This is a genomic window from Algoriphagus sp. (assembly GCF_030694375.1).
Classification (GTDB): domain Bacteria; phylum Bacteroidota; class Bacteroidia; order Cytophagales; family Cyclobacteriaceae; genus Algoriphagus.
On the sequence record NZ_JAUXYL010000023.1, the window covers coordinates 57,425 to 73,173 of the forward strand.

The 15,749-nt window shown below is 43.8% G+C and carries 10 protein-coding genes; 4 read left to right on the top strand and 6 right to left on the bottom strand.

All coding sequences use genetic code 11. From position 1 onward, the window contains the following. Both Q8M62_RS08075 and Q8M62_RS08080 read right to left on the bottom strand, forming a co-directional pair. On the bottom strand, window positions 1–1,419 hold the full coding sequence (locus tag Q8M62_RS08075) for a sigma-54 dependent transcriptional regulator (protein ID WP_304900686.1): 1,419 nt from the start codon (window positions 1,417–1,419) through the stop codon (window positions 1–3). A gap of 81 nt (window positions 1,420–1,500) precedes the next feature. Further along, window positions 1,501–1,818: a hypothetical protein gene (locus Q8M62_RS08080; RefSeq protein WP_304900685.1), complete on the bottom strand. Its 318-nt coding sequence runs from the start codon at window positions 1,816–1,818 to the stop codon at window positions 1,501–1,503. 327 nt (window positions 1,819–2,145) lie between these two features. Between Q8M62_RS08080 and Q8M62_RS08085 the strand changes: the two genes are divergently transcribed. The 4 genes from Q8M62_RS08085 (at window position 2,146) to Q8M62_RS08100 (ending at window position 7,005) form a co-directional block, all read left to right on the top strand. Continuing rightward, entirely contained in the window at window positions 2,146–4,029 is a 1,884-nt protein-coding gene (locus Q8M62_RS08085; protein WP_304900723.1) for an amidophosphoribosyltransferase, read from the top strand. 157 nt (window positions 4,030–4,186) lie between these two features. Beyond that, window positions 4,187–5,239, top strand: a complete 1,053-nt coding sequence (locus Q8M62_RS08090) for a M42 family metallopeptidase (protein WP_304900684.1) — start codon at window positions 4,187–4,189, stop codon at window positions 5,237–5,239. A gap of 164 nt (window positions 5,240–5,403) precedes the next feature. Further along, the gene (locus Q8M62_RS08095) at window positions 5,404–6,198 is read left to right on the top strand and encodes a DUF1080 domain-containing protein (protein ID WP_304900683.1); all 795 of its coding nucleotides are present in this window, start codon (window positions 5,404–5,406) and stop codon (window positions 6,196–6,198) included. A 282-nt stretch (window positions 6,199–6,480) separates the two neighbouring features. Beyond that, window positions 6,481–7,005, top strand: coding sequence for a PRC-barrel domain-containing protein (locus tag Q8M62_RS08100; RefSeq protein WP_304900682.1), 525 nt, complete (start codon window positions 6,481–6,483; stop codon window positions 7,003–7,005). Between the two features lie 215 nt (window positions 7,006–7,220). Here Q8M62_RS08100 and Q8M62_RS08105 read toward each other — a convergent pair whose 3' ends face one another. From Q8M62_RS08105 to Q8M62_RS08120, 4 genes are all read right to left on the bottom strand, one after another. Then, window positions 7,221–9,854, bottom strand: coding sequence for a valine--tRNA ligase (locus tag Q8M62_RS08105; RefSeq protein WP_304900681.1), 2,634 nt, complete (start codon window positions 9,852–9,854; stop codon window positions 7,221–7,223). Window positions 9,855–9,964: 110 nt separating this feature from the next. After that, complete coding sequence (locus Q8M62_RS08110) at window positions 9,965–11,110, bottom strand: ATP-binding protein (RefSeq protein ID WP_304900680.1); 1,146 nt, start codon at window positions 11,108–11,110, stop codon at window positions 9,965–9,967. Window positions 11,111–11,234: 124 nt separating this feature from the next. Further along, window positions 11,235–12,614 carry a RagB/SusD family nutrient uptake outer membrane protein gene (locus Q8M62_RS08115; RefSeq protein ID WP_304900679.1) on the bottom strand — a complete coding sequence of 460 codons (1,380 nt, stop codon included), beginning with the start codon at window positions 12,612–12,614 and terminating at the stop codon, window positions 11,235–11,237. Between the two features lie 12 nt (window positions 12,615–12,626). Further along, window positions 12,627–15,605, bottom strand: coding sequence for a SusC/RagA family TonB-linked outer membrane protein (locus tag Q8M62_RS08120; protein WP_304900678.1), 2,979 nt, complete (start codon window positions 15,603–15,605; stop codon window positions 12,627–12,629). Window positions 15,606–15,749: the final 144 nt, after the last annotated feature.

The window sequence follows — 15,749 nt, forward strand, 5'->3', positions numbered from 1 at the left end:
TCACTCCAGGCCGTATTTTTCGATTTTGCTGTATAAGGTTTTCCGATCCATGTTCAAGATTCGTGCGGTTTTGGACTTGTTAAACCGTGTGTCTTGAAGCACTTTTTGAATCAGTTCCTTCTCTTGCTCTTTCCATTGAGACTTATAGTCCGTAGCTGAGGATGGTGGATTTATAGAAGAACCCCCAGTGTTGGATGACAAGGTTACGCTGGATTGTGTGGATCGTTCCGGCAAGAATGCGGAATCATAGAGCTCCAGAGGTAAAGCCTCTTTTTCTATTTTTTCACCGGTGGAGAGCAGTACCGCCCGCTTGATGATGTTTCGAAGTTCGCGGAGATTTCCGGGCCAGTCATAGTTGTAAAAAATATCCCAAACAGCCGGACTCAGACTCTTTATCGATTTTTGGAGTCGCTCATTACTTTCTTCAAGAAAATCACCTACAAAATATTCTAAATCCGCTTTTCTGTTTCGCAGTGCAATGGCATGAAGTGTGAATTCATTCAGCCTATGATACAAATCTTCCCTGAAAATGCCCTCACCGGATTGGGAGATTAGATTCTCATTCGTGGCAGCAATGATTCGCACATCGATTTCTATTTCTTTGTTTCCACCGATTTTTCGGATTTTCCGCTCCTGAATAGCTCTTAGCAACTGAATCTGAACTTCATAGCTGAGATTCCCGATTTCGTCCAGAAAAATGGTACCTCCGTTTGCGGATTCAAAATGTCCGGTTTTGTTGTCCAGTGCACCGGTGAAGGCTCCTTTTACATGGCCGAATAATTCACTTCCGGCGAGTTCTTTAGGTAAAGCCCCACAGTCAATGGCTACAAAAGGCCCTTCTTTTCGGTTCGAAAATTCATGGATCCGTTTTGAGATCAACTCCTTACCCGTACCCGTTTCGCCTAAAACTAACACACTCAAATCCGTCGGTGCTACAAGTTGGATGTGTTTTTCCAGTTTTTGAGCTTCTTGTGATTCGCCAAGTACATAGGGATTGTGAGATTTTGGTTTGGAGATTTTATTCGGTTTTTCAGGTACGGTTTCGCTTTTTAATTCGGTTTTTTGAGCCAGAGACTCCTTGACGGTGGCTAGCAATTCATCCGGGTTGATGGGTTTGGTGATGTATTCAAATGCCCCGAGTTTCATGGCCTTGATGGCAATACGAATATCAGAATAATGGGTAATGAGAATAACCTGCAATTGTGGGAAGTTCGCCTTTGCCCATTGAAGAAGTTCCATGCCGGTACCGTCCGGTAATCTGAAATCAGCGATGATCAGATCGTATTTTGCAGAATTAAGGATGTTCTGCGCCTCTTTTACTTTTACTGTGGTGGTGACCTCAAAATTATTTTTTTCCAAAAAAGTCTTTACAATTCTGGAATACGTCAGGTCGTCTTCAACTAATAGTATATGAGCCATCTTTAGTATTTTTTTAGCTTATCAAACAAAAAAAGCACCAGACTGGAGTCCGGTGCTTTTTAAATTAGGGGAATTAGCAACTTACTCTTTTATCTCGTTGCCCTCAGCATCATAGGTTTTCCAAAGTAAGTCTTCAGTTCCATTATCAAAAGCGACTTTGAAATGGACTACTCCGTCGACTTTTTTTACCTGCCATGCTTCAGCTAGTGTCAATTCTTTCAATGTATCATCACCTGCAATCGTAAGTTTTACGGGAGTTGGAAGTTCATCAGGTTTGATTTGAGTTTTTTCTTCCTGCAGCGTGATTTCCATTGGGTTTGAAATCACCTTGGCAATAGTTGGTGTTACAAAAGCAGCACCTGCTACCATCATGGCTGACATTAAAATGATCTTTTTCATGGTGTTATTTAATTAGGTTTAGTTTAAAATCAGAATTTGGATTCTGATTCCGGAAACGTGTTTTCCGATTCTGATGATCTTAATGCTAAGGCTGTGCCAAGGCTTTTTTGGGGCAAGGAAAGCCCTTTTGTGGAAATTTGACTAAGGAATTTTGGGTAGTCAATCCCCTAGCTGGGGAGAATGGATGACATTTGTTCATGCAACTGCCACTTAATTATCAATTAATAGCCTGCCATATATTATTCTTCACAACAGAACTTTTATTCAGGAATAAATCTTTTGAAAACACCTACCTTTGACACACCAAAAGAACATTCGCCTTTCTCCATGAGTGACGCCATCAAACATGAATGCGGAATTGCCATGATTCGGCTCCGTAAGCATCCTCAATATTACATCGACAAATACGGCACGAATGCTTTTGCAGCCAAGCGCATGTATGTGCTGATGCAAAAGCAGATCAACCGGGGTCAAGATGGTGCGGGGGTAGCCAACGTCAAAATAGACACCAAGCCGGGAACCCGATACATCAGTAGGTATCGATCTGTAGAAGCCTCAGCCGTTAATTTCATCTTCGATAAGATTAACGCCAAGTATAAAAAGGCCAAAAAGATCGGTGGTAAAAAGGTTCTTGAAGATGCCGATTGGCTAAAAACAAACATTGCATTTACCGGAGAAGTTTGGCTTGGTCACCTTCGCTACGGAACACACGGGGAAAACAGCATCGAAACTTGTCACCCCTTTTTAAAACAAAATAACTGGAGAAGCCGAAACCTCGTCATGGCAGGCAACTTCAACATGACAAACAACGAGGAACTTTTTAGCAAACTCGTCCAACTGGGACAGCACCCGAAAGAAAAAACCGATACTGTCACCGTGATGGAAAAAGTCGGTCACTTTTTGGACGAAGAAAATCAGCGAATTTTTGATAAGTACAAACACCAATTCAGCAACGAACAGATCACTCAACTGATTGAAGATGAATTGGATGTGATCCGTATCCTGAAAAGATCCTGCAGGGATTTTGACGGTGGATACGCAATGGCGGGAATGATCGGAAACGGTTCATCTTTTGTCGTTAGGGATCCCTCAGGTATTCGCCCTGCCTTTTATTATGCAGATGAGGAGATAGTGGTGGTCGCTTCGGAAAAGCCGGCGATAAAGTCCGCATTTAATATTGACTTTAAAGAAATTAAGGAAATAAAGCCTGGTCACGCCATCGTAATCAACAAAGACGGTTCGTACACCGAATCGCAGATTATGCCAGCGAGAGAGAAAAAATCCTGCTCATTTGAGCGTATTTACTTTTCAAGAGGGACGGACCCGGATATTTACCAAGAACGTAAAAATCTTGGGAAGGCCCTGATTCCCCAAATTCTTAAAGCGATCGATTTCGATCTGAAAAACACCGTTTTCTCTTATATTCCAAACACGGCTGAGACGGCCTTTTTGGGAATGATTGAAGGATTGGAAGACTATCTTAGTGCAAAACGAAGAGAGGTGTTTCTGGAAGGAAAGCCCCACGTCGGAGATTTGGACGACCTGCTCAATTTCCGCCCGAGGGTAGAAAAATTGGTCAGCAAGGATGTAAAGCTGAGGACCTTCATCACTAATGATACCGATCGTGATGCCATGGTGGCCAATATTTATGACACCACCTATGAGGTGATCAAGCCGGGAGTGGATACACTTGTGGTGATAGATGACAGCATCGTAAGGGGTACTACGCTGGAGAAAAGCATCTTGACGACTTTGGATAAGTTAAACCCAAAACGAATTATCATTGTGTCCTCAGCACCGCAAATCCGCTTCCCGGATTGTTACGGAATAGATATGTCACGAATGAAGGACTTTATTGCTTTCCGTGCTGCCATTGGATTGCTTCGGGATCGGAAAATTGAACACGTGCTTGATCGGGTCTATGAATCATGTGTGCAAAACCCGATGTCATCCGAAAACTTCGTGAAGGAGGTTTATGATGCATTTACGGATGAAGAGATATCTGATAAAATCGCCGAAATTGTAACTACTCCTGAGATCAATGCTGTGGTTAAAGTGATATTTCAAACTGTCGACAACTTGCATAAATGTATACCCAAACACCTGGGGGACTGGTATTTTACCGGAGATTACCCAACTACAGGGGGGACACAAGTTGTAAATCGCGCTTTCGCAAACTACATGGAGGGAAAGACTGTCAGAGCTTACTAAAGTCCGAGTCTTGATTGGATCAGTTCGCATACCGGAACGATTCAAAAAAGAAAATAAGGAAAGGCGCAGAGAGCAATCTTTGCGCCTTTTTACATTTATGGAAGTATGCTTTGAAGTCAAAAGGTTTAATTTGGAGCAGAAATGAATTCAAAGAAAAATGGAAATAAATGTCGCTTTATTAAAGCAAATCTGTGAGATCCCAGGAGCACCCGGATTTGAAAAAAGAGTAAGAGATCTGGTGATTGAATTGGTCACTCCACTGGCAGACGAAGTGAGTATTGATAACCTTGGGAGTGTGATAGCCATTAAACGGGGAATACGGAATCCTGAAGGAAAGCGCGTCATGGTTGCGGCTCACTTGGATGAAATCGGGTTTATAATTACCCACATTGATGAGCAGGGATTTTTAAGATTCCACACATTGGGAGGATTTGACCCCAAAACATTAACTGCCCAGCGGGTGATTGTGCATGGAAAAAAGGACCTGGTCGGCGTGATGGGAAGTAAACCTATCCATGTGATGTCAGTGGAGGAAAGAGCTAAACTCCCCAAGACCACAGATTTTTTCATCGATATGGGTATGTCTAAAGAAGAGGTGGAAAAGTATATTTCCATCGGCGATCCGGTCACCCGTGATCGGGAACTGATTGAAATGGGAGACTGTGTCAACTGTAAATCAATCGATAACCGTGTGGCTGTTTTCATTTTGATAGAGACATTGAAACTATTGGATAAGCCTGCCTATGATGTCTATGCCACTTTCACGGTGCAGGAAGAAGTGGGAATTCGCGGCGCAAATGTGGCAGCTCATAGCATCAACCCTGACTTTGGAATAGCCTTGGATACCACGATTGCATTCGATGTGCCCGGAGCTGCAGCACATGAAAAGATCACCGAGCTAGGCAAAGGGACTGCGATTAAAATCATGGATGCCATGACCATATGCGATTACCGAATGGTGGAATTCATGAAGCAAACGGCTGCAAAAGAAGCCATCTCATGGCAACCTGAAATTCTGACTGCCGGAGGGACAGATACTGCCGGCGTCCAGCGAATGGGGAAGCAAGGCGCGATCGCTGGAGCCATTTCCATCCCAACCCGGCACTTGCATCAGGTGATCGAAATGGCGCACAAAAAGGATATTGCAGATTCCATTGCTTTGCTCAAGGCTTGTCTGGAGCAGATGGATGGGTATGACTGGACGCATTAAGTAATCCAAACTTCGAAATTCATCATTCAGCTTTCGGTGTTCGATATTTTAAGTTTTGAATATCGAATATCGAATGATGAACATCGAATAATGAAGGTAAGAGACCAAAGCCCTAGGCTATAGCCTCACAGACCACTATTTTCCAAACTAAACTCCAAAATTCCATGAAATCCATCCTTCCTTTCTTCGCCATCCTTCTTTTCATTTCCTGCCAAAAAGCCGAAAAGGAGGCGATCATTCTTGGACAAGCAGATTCAGAATGGCAAGTTCTTTTTAATGGCAACGATCTTTCCGGTTGGATTCCCAAAATCCACCATCACGAGTCAGGGGAGAATTACGCCAATACATTTAAAGTTATAGATGGTGCGATCGAGGTCAATTACGACGACTATGGAGCCTTTGAGGATCGATACGGACACCTGTTTTATGAGAAGCCATTTTCATCTTTTCACCTGAGTTGGGAATATCGATTCACCGACCAATGGTTGAATGATGCCGCTAGCTACACCTATCGCAATTCCGGGGTTATGTTTCATTCCCAATCCCCAGCCTCGATTTTGAAGGAACAAGATTGGCCGATTTCTGTCGAATATCAGATGCTGGCTGAAGAGAAAGAGGGAGTCGCCCGACCAACCGGAAATATGTGCAGTCCGGGTACTGATGTGGTATATGAGGGAAAAATCGATGAGCGGCACTGCATCAATTCCACCTCGCCAACTTTCAAATGGGATGAATGGGTGAAAGCCGAACTGATCGTATATGGTGACTCCATTGTTCATCATTTAGTCAATGGGGATACGGTATTAACCTACCGCTCTCCGCAAATCGGTGGAGGAGTGGCTAACCGATTTGATCCTGCGATAAAGGTGGATGGCACCCCGCTGAAGTCTGGCTATATCGGTTTGCAAAGCGAAGGACAGGGTGTGATTTTTAAGGAGATTAAGATTCGGGAGTTTTAAGAAACCTTTGAGGTTTTTAATAACCTCGAAGGTTTGAATAATTCAAAAGAGCAAGGAGAAATTTAAATTTCTCGTCTGCCTCTGTCCATCTTGGTATTGTAGTTCCAGATTTTAAAGAAATTCTCATAAGATAAAAGGGTATTTCAGACCTCGAAGTGTGGCGCTCTTCCACTATTGGGAATCGCTAAATGAAGTCTATTAGCCATTGAGAGGCGATTTTTTCCTTGGCATACATGTGGGATACTGTGAATCAAATAAATTTTTCACTTAACTAAAATAACCATGTCACATCATTCCCAAATAAGTTGCGGTACCGCAACTTCATGTAAAATCAAAACTGCCCGTGATGAATCGGTAGGATCCATCAAGGAGTTTATGATCAATATTCAATCCGGCAAAGTGGATTATATCGTTCTGAAGGTTGACGAAGGATTTTTGAACTTAGGTTCAAAGCTACTGGCTTTGCCTTTTGAAGCTTTCGAATTCAACACTGCGCAGGAGGATATCATCATCGTCAAAGAATCAAAGGAAACATTGGAAAATGCGCCCGGATTCGATAATGATAATTGGCCAAGTGGCCCGCAGTTGGAGTTCCTTCACAGTATGCGTACCTATTACAGCCAAGAAGATCGAAGTCTTCATGGTCGATATGATCATGAGAACGAATCCTTTTTTGCGCAAGATGATCGATTTGACTTGGAATCAAAAAGCATCAAAAACCGTCAATTTGGAGATGGATTCTTAGAAACGGATCATCGGGGCGATAGACAATCTGACGTTCGCAGAGGTGGTCAGCCGCTTTTGTAGAATTAATAACCATTGTCAATGAAAAAAGGCTAATCCGAAGTGGGTTAGCCTTTTTTCATTCCAATATTTGTGTACCCGTAAATTTGTACGTAGCAGGTGGAGGTCAGATTTGCTAAGCCATGGACCATAGACTATAGTCCATGGTCGAGGATCCGCAACTTACTGTGCCAATTTTCATATTGACGATACTCATTTAACAAATAACTCAATAACCACTATCCCAACTTCGCCAAACTCTCCTCCAAAGCCTTGATCTTCGCCTCGGCATCTGCCTGCTTTTTTCGCTCCATTTCCAAAACCTGAGCCGGGGCTCCGGCCACAAAGCGCTCGTTGCTTAGTTTTTTCATTACCGAAGCAAGGAAGCCTTGTGTGTATTCAATCTCCTTTTTCAGATTAATCTTTTCTTCTTCTACATTAATGGAATCACCCATAGGAATAAAGCATTCGTCAGCTTTCACCACGAAGCTCATCGCATTGTCGACCTTTTCGGCAAAGCTCAAAGAAGACAAGTTCGCCAGCTTGGTCAATACCGATTCGAAGCCGGCATAGACTTCCGGGTTTTTGGTATTGATACTTAAGTCCAGCGCTTCCTTGGGTGACATTCCCTTTGAGGCTCTCAGATTTCGCACTTGCGATACGACTTCAAAAACTTGAGCCGCTTCTTCGATAATCTTCTGATCAAAGGCTCTTGCCTCAGGCCAAGAAGCCAAAATCAAAGATTCAGCAACCGATCTCTCCTTAATCTGATGCCAAAGCTCTTCCGTGATGAACGGCATGAACGGATGGAGAATCTTCAGGATTTTTTCGAAAATTTCAATCGTCTTATCATAAGTAACCTGGTCGATCGGGTGCTGATATGCCGGCTTGATCATCTCCAGATACCAGGAGCAGAAGTCATCCCACACCAATTTGTAAGTCGTCATCAAGGCATCAGAAATCCTGAATTTCTCGAAATGTTCGTTGATCTCGGTCAAGCCTTGGTTGAACCGGTTTTCAAACCATTCGATACTGGATGCATTAGCAGATCCATCCAGATTGGGATCGATTTCCCAGCCTTTTACCAGACGGAAAGCATTCCAGATCTTGTTGGCAAAGTTCCTTCCCTGCTCGACCAGTTTGTCGTCGTATGGCAAATCATTTCCGGCAGGGGAGGAGAAGAGCATCCCTGTTCTCACGCCATCGGCTCCATTTTGAGCGATAAGGTCAAGTGGGTCCGGTGAATTACCGAGAGATTTGGACATCTTTCGGCCCAATTTGTCCCGTACGATACCGGTGAGGTAGACGTTTTTGAAGGGTTTTTCACCCATATATTCATAGCCGGCAATGATCATTCTCGCCACCCAAAAGAAAAGAATCTCCGGTGCTGTCACCAAATCATTGGTCGGGTAATAGTATTTCAGTTCCTCGTTTGGCTTTCCAGTCGTGAAGACATCTGTGTCGAAAACCGAAATCGGCCACAACCAAGAACTAAACCAGGTGTCCAAGACGTCTTCATCCTGTTTTAGGTCAGACAAAGAGTAACTCGTGCCGAATTGAACATTCGCTTGATCCAAAGCTTCTTGAGCAGTTTTCGCGACCACGTACTCTCCATTAGGAAGGTAATAGGCCGGAATCCGGTGTCCCCACCAAAGCTGACGCGAGATACACCAGTCGCGGACATTCTCCATCCAGCTGCGGTACATGTTTTTAAACTTTGGTGGATAGAGTTGGATTACATCATCCATCACGGAGTTCAATGCAGGCTTGGTGATGTCCTCCATCTTGAGGAACCACTGTAGCGAAAGTTTCGGTTCGATCACGGCATCTGTTCGCTCGGAATGACCAACGTTGGATTTGTAGTCTTCGATTTTCTCGAGTTGATCGGCTTCTTTCAGACGCTTCTCTATCATCTTCCGGGCAACAAATCGATCTTCGCCGACAAGGATCTGTGCTTTTTCGTTTAGCGTTCCATTATCATTGAGGATATCTATGACTTCCAGTTTATGCTTTACGCCAAGTTCATAGTCATTGATATCATGGGCAGGAGTCACTTTCAGGCAGCCTGTACCAAACTCCATATCCACGTATTCATCTTCGATGATCGGAATGGCACGGTTGATCAATGGGATGATCGCTTTCTTTCCTTTGAGATGAGTGAATCGGGGATCCTTAGGATTGATGCAGATCGCCACATCGGCCATGATGGTTTCAGGTCGGGTGGTGGCAATAGTCAGGAATTGATCTTCGGTACCCTCAATTTTATACTTGATGTAATAAAGTTTTGAAGGGATTTCCTTCATGATCACTTCATCGTCCGAAAGCGCGGTTTGGCCTTTTGGATCCCAGTTAACCATGCGGATGCCACGGTAGATTTTGCCTTTTTTATGCAAATCCACAAAAACCGAAAGCACAGCATCGCTCAGTCCAGGATCCATGGTGAAAGCCGTCCGATCCCAATCACAAGAGGCTCCCAATTTTTTCAGTTGCTCCAGGATGATTCCGCCATATTTTTCTTTCCATTCCCAGGCATATTTCAGGAATTCCTCACGGGAAATAGACTTTTTGTCGATCCCCATTTCCTTAAGCATGTTGACGACTTTTGTCTCCGTGGCGATAGAAGCGTGGTCAGTTCCCGGAACCCAAAGCGCATTTTTACCTTGCATTCTGGCTCGTCGGATGAGAACGTCCTGTATCGTATTATTCAGCATATGGCCCATGTGGAGCACGCCGGTGACGTTTGGCGGAGGAATGACGATGGTGTACGGTTCCTTGCTGTGATCAACTTTGGAGGAGAAAAGCTTGTGCTCCATCCAGTAAGCGTACCATTTGGCTTCGGCGGCTGCCGGTTCATATTTGCTGGCAATAGACATACTCAGGGGGTTTTTCGAAGGTGCAAAAATAGGGGAAAAAGGCCAAAAGGCCTTTATGGAATCGAAATGGCAGGAGAGAAAAAGGAATATTAAACCATTAAGATCATTTCCTAAAGGTTCCAAAGATTGCTTATCTGAATATTGTCCCGCTGATGTAGCATTTGACCTGCGTAGATCAACTGAGATTCGGCGTGTGGAGCGACTTTTCGGAAATTTTTCAGGCCTTTGAGAAAATTCGGATGAAATGTTTCGGAGGCTTTGATTTCAATAGCCATCAGTTTCCCTTCTTTTTCCTGAAGGAGGTCAACTTCGTTTTGATGGCTGTCTCTCCAGAAATAAACAGAAGGAGTGTTACCTTGGTTTAACTCATTTTTGATGGATTCCAGAATAATAAGATTTTCAAAAACAGCACCTCTTGCAAAGTGTAAATTTAGGTCTGTCGCTTTTTTTATACCCAAGAGATTGCAAAGAACCCCTGTGTCGTAGAAGTAAACCTTTGGAGTTTTAAGGATTCGTTTATTAAAATTTTGATAAAATGCGGGAAGTCTGAAAGCAACAAAGGAGGCTTCCAGCACACCTAGCCAAGAATTGATGGTTTTGTTATCCAAACCCAATTCGTTTGAAAAACCACTTTGGTTAAACAGTTGACCTGCCCTACCGGCGAGTAGCTGAATGAATTTTTGAAAGGCAGCTAAGTCTTTGATGTTCAAAATCTGTCGAACATCGCGCTCCAGATAAGTTTGAATGTAGTTAGGGTAAAAGTCAGTCGGGTCTATGTCGAATTGATACTTTCGTGGATACCCACCTCCGACAGCTAAGTTTTCCCAACTTCCAATATTCTGGTCAGCTTTCAATTCTTCTAAGGAGAAAGGTAATAAATTGAGCATTGCGACTCTTCCTGCGAGTGATTGCGTGATTTGAGAAGACAGGTGGAAATTTTGTGAACCCGTAAGAATGTATTCTCCTGGTCTATTTCTCTCGTCCGATATCACTTGGAGGTAGGGAAAAAGTTCTGGAACCCATTGAATTTCGTCCAGAATTACTCCCTTTTGGTAGTTTTTTAAAAATGCTAGCGGATCGGATTTAGCAAATTCCCTGTTTTCGGGAAGTTCTAAATTGACATATTCGTATTCTGGTTTTAATTTTTTTGCAAATGTGGTTTTACCAGACTGCCTAGGCCCGGTGATTGCCAGAAAAGGAAACTTTGTCAAAAGATTTAATGCTTTATCTTTTAAAAGTCTATTTACGAAATTCATTTTGTGCAATTTAGGAATTCAATTCCTAAATTGCACAAAAAAGACATAAACTCCAAATAAACAAATGATTATCAAAAAAAAGACCGACATCGCTGCCGGTCTTTAGAATTAAAATAAGTCAGGATTAATTCCCCTTGTATAGATCCCAGCTTAATTCAGCCTGTGGATGAGGGAATTGTTTGAAGATTGCCCCGCCATCAAAGTTGGTTGGAATCTCATTTTGCCTTCCATACCTTCTTGTATCAATCCATCGATGTCCCCAAGGCTCTGCCCACAGGGAATATCTTCTTTGGTATAGGATCTCGGTAATCAAGGCTGCCTGAGTAGTTGCCCCAGTGTAGGGGCCTATTTTAGCAGCATTTCGGATGATATTGATGGCTTCGACTGCCTGAGTTGTCTGATTCAGGTTGGCATGGGCTTCAGCTTTTAGCAAAATCAATTCCTCATTTCTGATAAATGGAATTGAAGTGGTATTAGTAGCCCATCTGGCATCCTGATGTGTACCTACCAAAGCTCCTGCATCCGTAGTTACAGTTACGGGGGTAGTTCTTCTGAGGAATTTGGATTTTACCCGCAAATCACCCGCCGTGGTATCTCTCAGTACCGAAGGATGTACCACGATGATGGTGTTTACTGCCGCATTTGGCAAATAAAACAAAGGGTTGAAAATATCAGGTGAAGCTCCGTAAGGGTGTGAAGGCCCTCTGTTCAGGTCTCCGTTCAAGTCCATAAAGGAGGCGCTCAAAGCCGTTAAAACCCCTTGCCAATCTTTGCGATAAGCATTGAGTCGGGCCGTGATGGCACGGTTTACCTGTCTTAATCCCGTATAGGTGTTAAATCCGTTAAATCCTCTTGTCAAAGCAAAAGGAAAGTTGCCGGTGCCTGCAGCTACCAAGTCTGCATCCCCTTCATCCAATATGCCTTTGATTGCGTCCAAAGCCTGTTCGTAGGGAACGAAAGGTCCCGGATTAAGCGGATTTGCCACGTCAATTCGGATTCCGTTTTCATAGACGAAATTTGCCGGAATCATAAACTGATAGCCCTTGATCGTTTTTGCAAAACCGCGAACAGCGCTTTTTGAAGTTTCAGGGATTAAGTTGGTATTGCCGGCAGAAGTGATCAATACATCTGCCTGCTTGATGGCCTGATAAGGCGAGGCCCATGAACCTCCACCCGTGGTGCCAAACCCGAAATAGGCTCGATCCGGTACACGTCCATTTTGTCCTAACCAATCGGTTTGGAATCGTGGGTCGGAGGCATTGAGGTACCAGATCTCTCGCCCGAAGGTATTCCATGCCTGTGAAATATTGGTCACATAGCCTCTGTGCCTGGATTCAAGTCCAGTGATCAAAAACTGGATTTGCTGAGGAGTAGCATTGTTTGATACAGAGGCTTCAGATGGGTTGTTTGGATCTTGTACCTCGTCAAGTTGCAGCGGATTACAGCTGGTTAAAACTGCGGCGGTAATCAAGGCTGAAGCGAAATAGTTTCTTAGATTTTTCATGATTAAGCCGGTTTAGAAGTCAACAGTTAAGTGGAAAAACATCCTTCTTGGTGTTGGATATGGAGCAATATCCACGTTGTTGGCAATGGCTTGCGCCCCAAAAGTGGATGTTTCAGGGTCATAACCCTCATATTTGGTGAAAAGGAAAGCATTGTTTACTGAAGTTCCCACACGAATATTTGAAACTGAGGAGCCAAACCATTCTGAAATTGTGGTTTTGGGAAGGGTATAGTAAAGTCCGATTTCCCTGATTTTCACAAAACTTGCATCTTGTACCCATCGTCCTGCATTATTGAAAGGTGCAGGTGGTCTCTGACGCCCGTTGGGTATTCCATCTCCGTTGTCATCATCAAACCAACCCTTAGTAGTTCCCCCTCCATCATTAAGGAATGATGTCAGGTTGATGTTGTCCCCGCCTTTTTTCCAATCAACCAAGAAGGAAAGTTCAAGGCCTTTCATCATTCGGATGCTATTGAAAAATGACATATTGAATTTTGGCTGTGCGTTACCCCAAAAGGTAAATCCTCCGGGATTACCGGCAACCGCTGGTGCTCCAACGATCGTGGTTGGAGAATAGCCTTCAGCATAAAGGAAGGTTCCCAATCCTGTTCCAAAAGCACCCGCTATGTAAGTTGGGATTCCTAGTCTGGTCATCAACAGTTCATTTTTCCAAAACATCACCCGGCTAAACCAGCGGAAATTGGCGGTTTCGATCGGTGTTCCCGAGAGTGACAATTCAATTCCTCTGTTTTCCAATTCAGCCTCATTACTTGGAGTGGTATTCACACCGGTGGAGGGAGCGAGGTTAAGGTTTTGAATGTTGTTTTGAGTTGATTTGATGTAGTAGGTAGCCTCTAATGAAAGTCTATTGTTGAAGAAACCAGCATCTACCCCAAATTCGAGTTCTTTAGCTGTCTCGGGTAAGATCAGGGTGTTTCCGATTTGAGTACTCACTACAGAACCCAACAGGCCGCCAATATTCGTCCCTCCGAGAGGAGTAAATGTGGCACCAAAATTTACCGGACCGGCAGTCTCTCCATATGCAATTCTTGGCTTCAATTGATTCATAAACCCGACATTCCAAAAGTCAAAGTTTGCGATGTTGAAGGCAACTGAGGCCCGTGGAAACGCATAGTATTGTTGTGGATCTCCATTCAAAGTTGACTTATCCCATCGAATACCCAAAGTACCGATGATTTTATCCTCCCAGTTTGCTTCCTGCTGTAGGAATATGCCTGCATCTTGAATTCTGCTATTGAATTCCTGATTGATTTCCTGAATTGCTGCCTGTTGCAAGTTCCGCTGACCCGGTACCAAGCCTCTGCCTCTGTTGAAGAGTGCGTTATCAGCAAAATCCAATCTCACCAAACCAGCGGATGAATTCATGTTTACGCTTCCAAGATTCCAGTTGTAAACCAATGCAGCCTGAAAATTGGTATTGAAGCTTTCCTGTTTTCCTTTCAAAACATCACCGGGATTTGCCTGTGCTCTTTGAAACTGGAGAAATTCAGGTAAATAGACCATGGAGGTGTTTTGCAAGTAATCCAAACCTCCCGAGAATTGAGCTTTTAGGAAGCTATTCTCAGTCTTCAGTAGATCGATGTCCAATGTGAACGCTTGGATGAACCGGTTGACCAAGGTGTTGTTGACGCCATTGTCTGTTACTGCCACGGGATTCTCTGAGAAATAAGGATTGACTGGGTAAGTTCCATCATCCTTTTTTCTCAAATCATAGTAATTGGGAACGTAGGCAATTGAATACCCTATAGAAGCACCTGAATTATTCTGATTTCCGGTGAAGCCTCTGTCAGTATTTGATCGAATGTAGTTTGAAGATACGCCGATCTTAATTCTGTCAGTGATCTTATGATCGATGTTTGCACGGATAGAGTAGCGGTTGAAGCCGGTATTTTTCACCGTACCCTCTTCGTCCGTGATGTTTCCTGAGACGAAGAATTTGGTCTTTTCAGTTCCTCCACTCACGTTGATTCGCGTGTTTAGCAAAGTCGCCTGATTGTTGTAAAAGTAATCTTCATAATCAATGAAGGTCCCACTGGATTGAGCCGCTCTGAATCTTTCCAGTTCAATTGGTCTTCTGGATTCGGGGAAGAAGAAGTTGATTTTTGCCTCACTCCAATTATCCACTCCGAGTAGTCTGAGTGGCTGGGCAAAGCCCACATCCTGTGAAAGTGAAACAGTAGTTTTTCCTTCCTGGCCTCTCTTTGTGGTGATGATGATAACCCCGGCATTCGCACGGGTTCCATAGATTGCAGCAGCAGATGGGCCTTTTAGGATTTCAATAGTCTCGATGTCAGCAGGGTTGATGTCTGCCAGACGGTTAGAGCCGTCATCCTGATTGCTAGCACCTGCACCGGAAACGGTTGCCCGGCCGGTACGCTGAGAAGCATTGCTGATATAGACTCCATCTACGATGATCAAGGGCTGTGAAGCTCCCGATAAGCTGGAAATTCCCCGCAGTTGAATGGAAATACCACCCCCGGGTGCACCGCCGTTGGAGCGAATAGTTGCTCCCGGTACCTTTCCGTACAGGGCACCGTCGGTAGTTTGAATAGTAGTGGTTCCCGTCAAGTCCCTTGCAGAAACGGATGTAACGGCATTGGCGAGGTTACTTCTTTTGACCGAAGTCGCGAGACCTGTCACCACTACTTCCTCCAGGTTGGTAGCGTCCTGCCTTAGTCTGATATTAAGAATACTTACTCCGGGAGCTACGTCCACGCTTTGAGTAAGGAAACCAATGGAAGAGAAAATCAAGGTAGCCGGATCGTTAGTCGGCAAGTTGATCGAAAATCTACCATCGAGGTCAGTGATCGTACCTGTGGTAGTCCCTTTTAGCAAAATGCTGGAGCCAATCAAGGCTTCTCCAGTCCGTTCGTCAACCACTGTTCCGGAGACTGTATATTGGGCAAAAGCCCAACCTACAGACCCCCAAAGGAAAGCCAGGGTGAGGATTGTTTTGTAAAGTTTGAACATAGGATAAAGAATATTTGGTTTAGGACTAATTTCTTAAAAAAAATCCAATGAACTATCCTTCATGGTAAAAAGAAGATTAAAAAATTATAAATGGAGTTTAAGACTGATTAATTGTTTTTTAACCATTTCAAAAAGGATTATTTG

Bases quoted from the DNA above. Each gene is read 5' to 3' on its own strand.
- Q8M62_RS08105 (WP_304900681.1), bottom strand. From the start codon at position 9,854: ATGTCTATTGCCAGCAAATATGAACCGGCAGCCGCCGAAGCCAAATGG.
- Q8M62_RS08075 (WP_304900686.1), bottom strand. From the start codon at position 1,419: ATGGCTCATATACTATTAGTTGAAGACGACCTGACGTATTCCAGAATT.
- Q8M62_RS08090 (WP_304900684.1), top strand. From the start codon at position 4,187: ATGGAAATAAATGTCGCTTTATTAAAGCAAATCTGTGAGATCCCAGGA.
- Q8M62_RS08120 (WP_304900678.1), bottom strand. From the start codon at position 15,605: ATGTTCAAACTTTACAAAACAATCCTCACCCTGGCTTTCCTTTGGGGG.
- Q8M62_RS08085 (WP_304900723.1), top strand. From the start codon at position 2,146: ATGAGTGACGCCATCAAACATGAATGCGGAATTGCCATGATTCGGCTC.
- Q8M62_RS08080 (WP_304900685.1), bottom strand. From the start codon at position 1,818: ATGAAAAAGATCATTTTAATGTCAGCCATGATGGTAGCAGGTGCTGCT.
- Q8M62_RS08100 (WP_304900682.1), top strand. From the start codon at position 6,481: ATGTCACATCATTCCCAAATAAGTTGCGGTACCGCAACTTCATGTAAA.
- Q8M62_RS08095 (WP_304900683.1), top strand. From the start codon at position 5,404: ATGAAATCCATCCTTCCTTTCTTCGCCATCCTTCTTTTCATTTCCTGC.
- Q8M62_RS08110 (WP_304900680.1), bottom strand. From the start codon at position 11,110: ATGAATTTCGTAAATAGACTTTTAAAAGATAAAGCATTAAATCTTTTG.
- Q8M62_RS08115 (WP_304900679.1), bottom strand. From the start codon at position 12,614: ATGAAAAATCTAAGAAACTATTTCGCTTCAGCCTTGATTACCGCCGCA.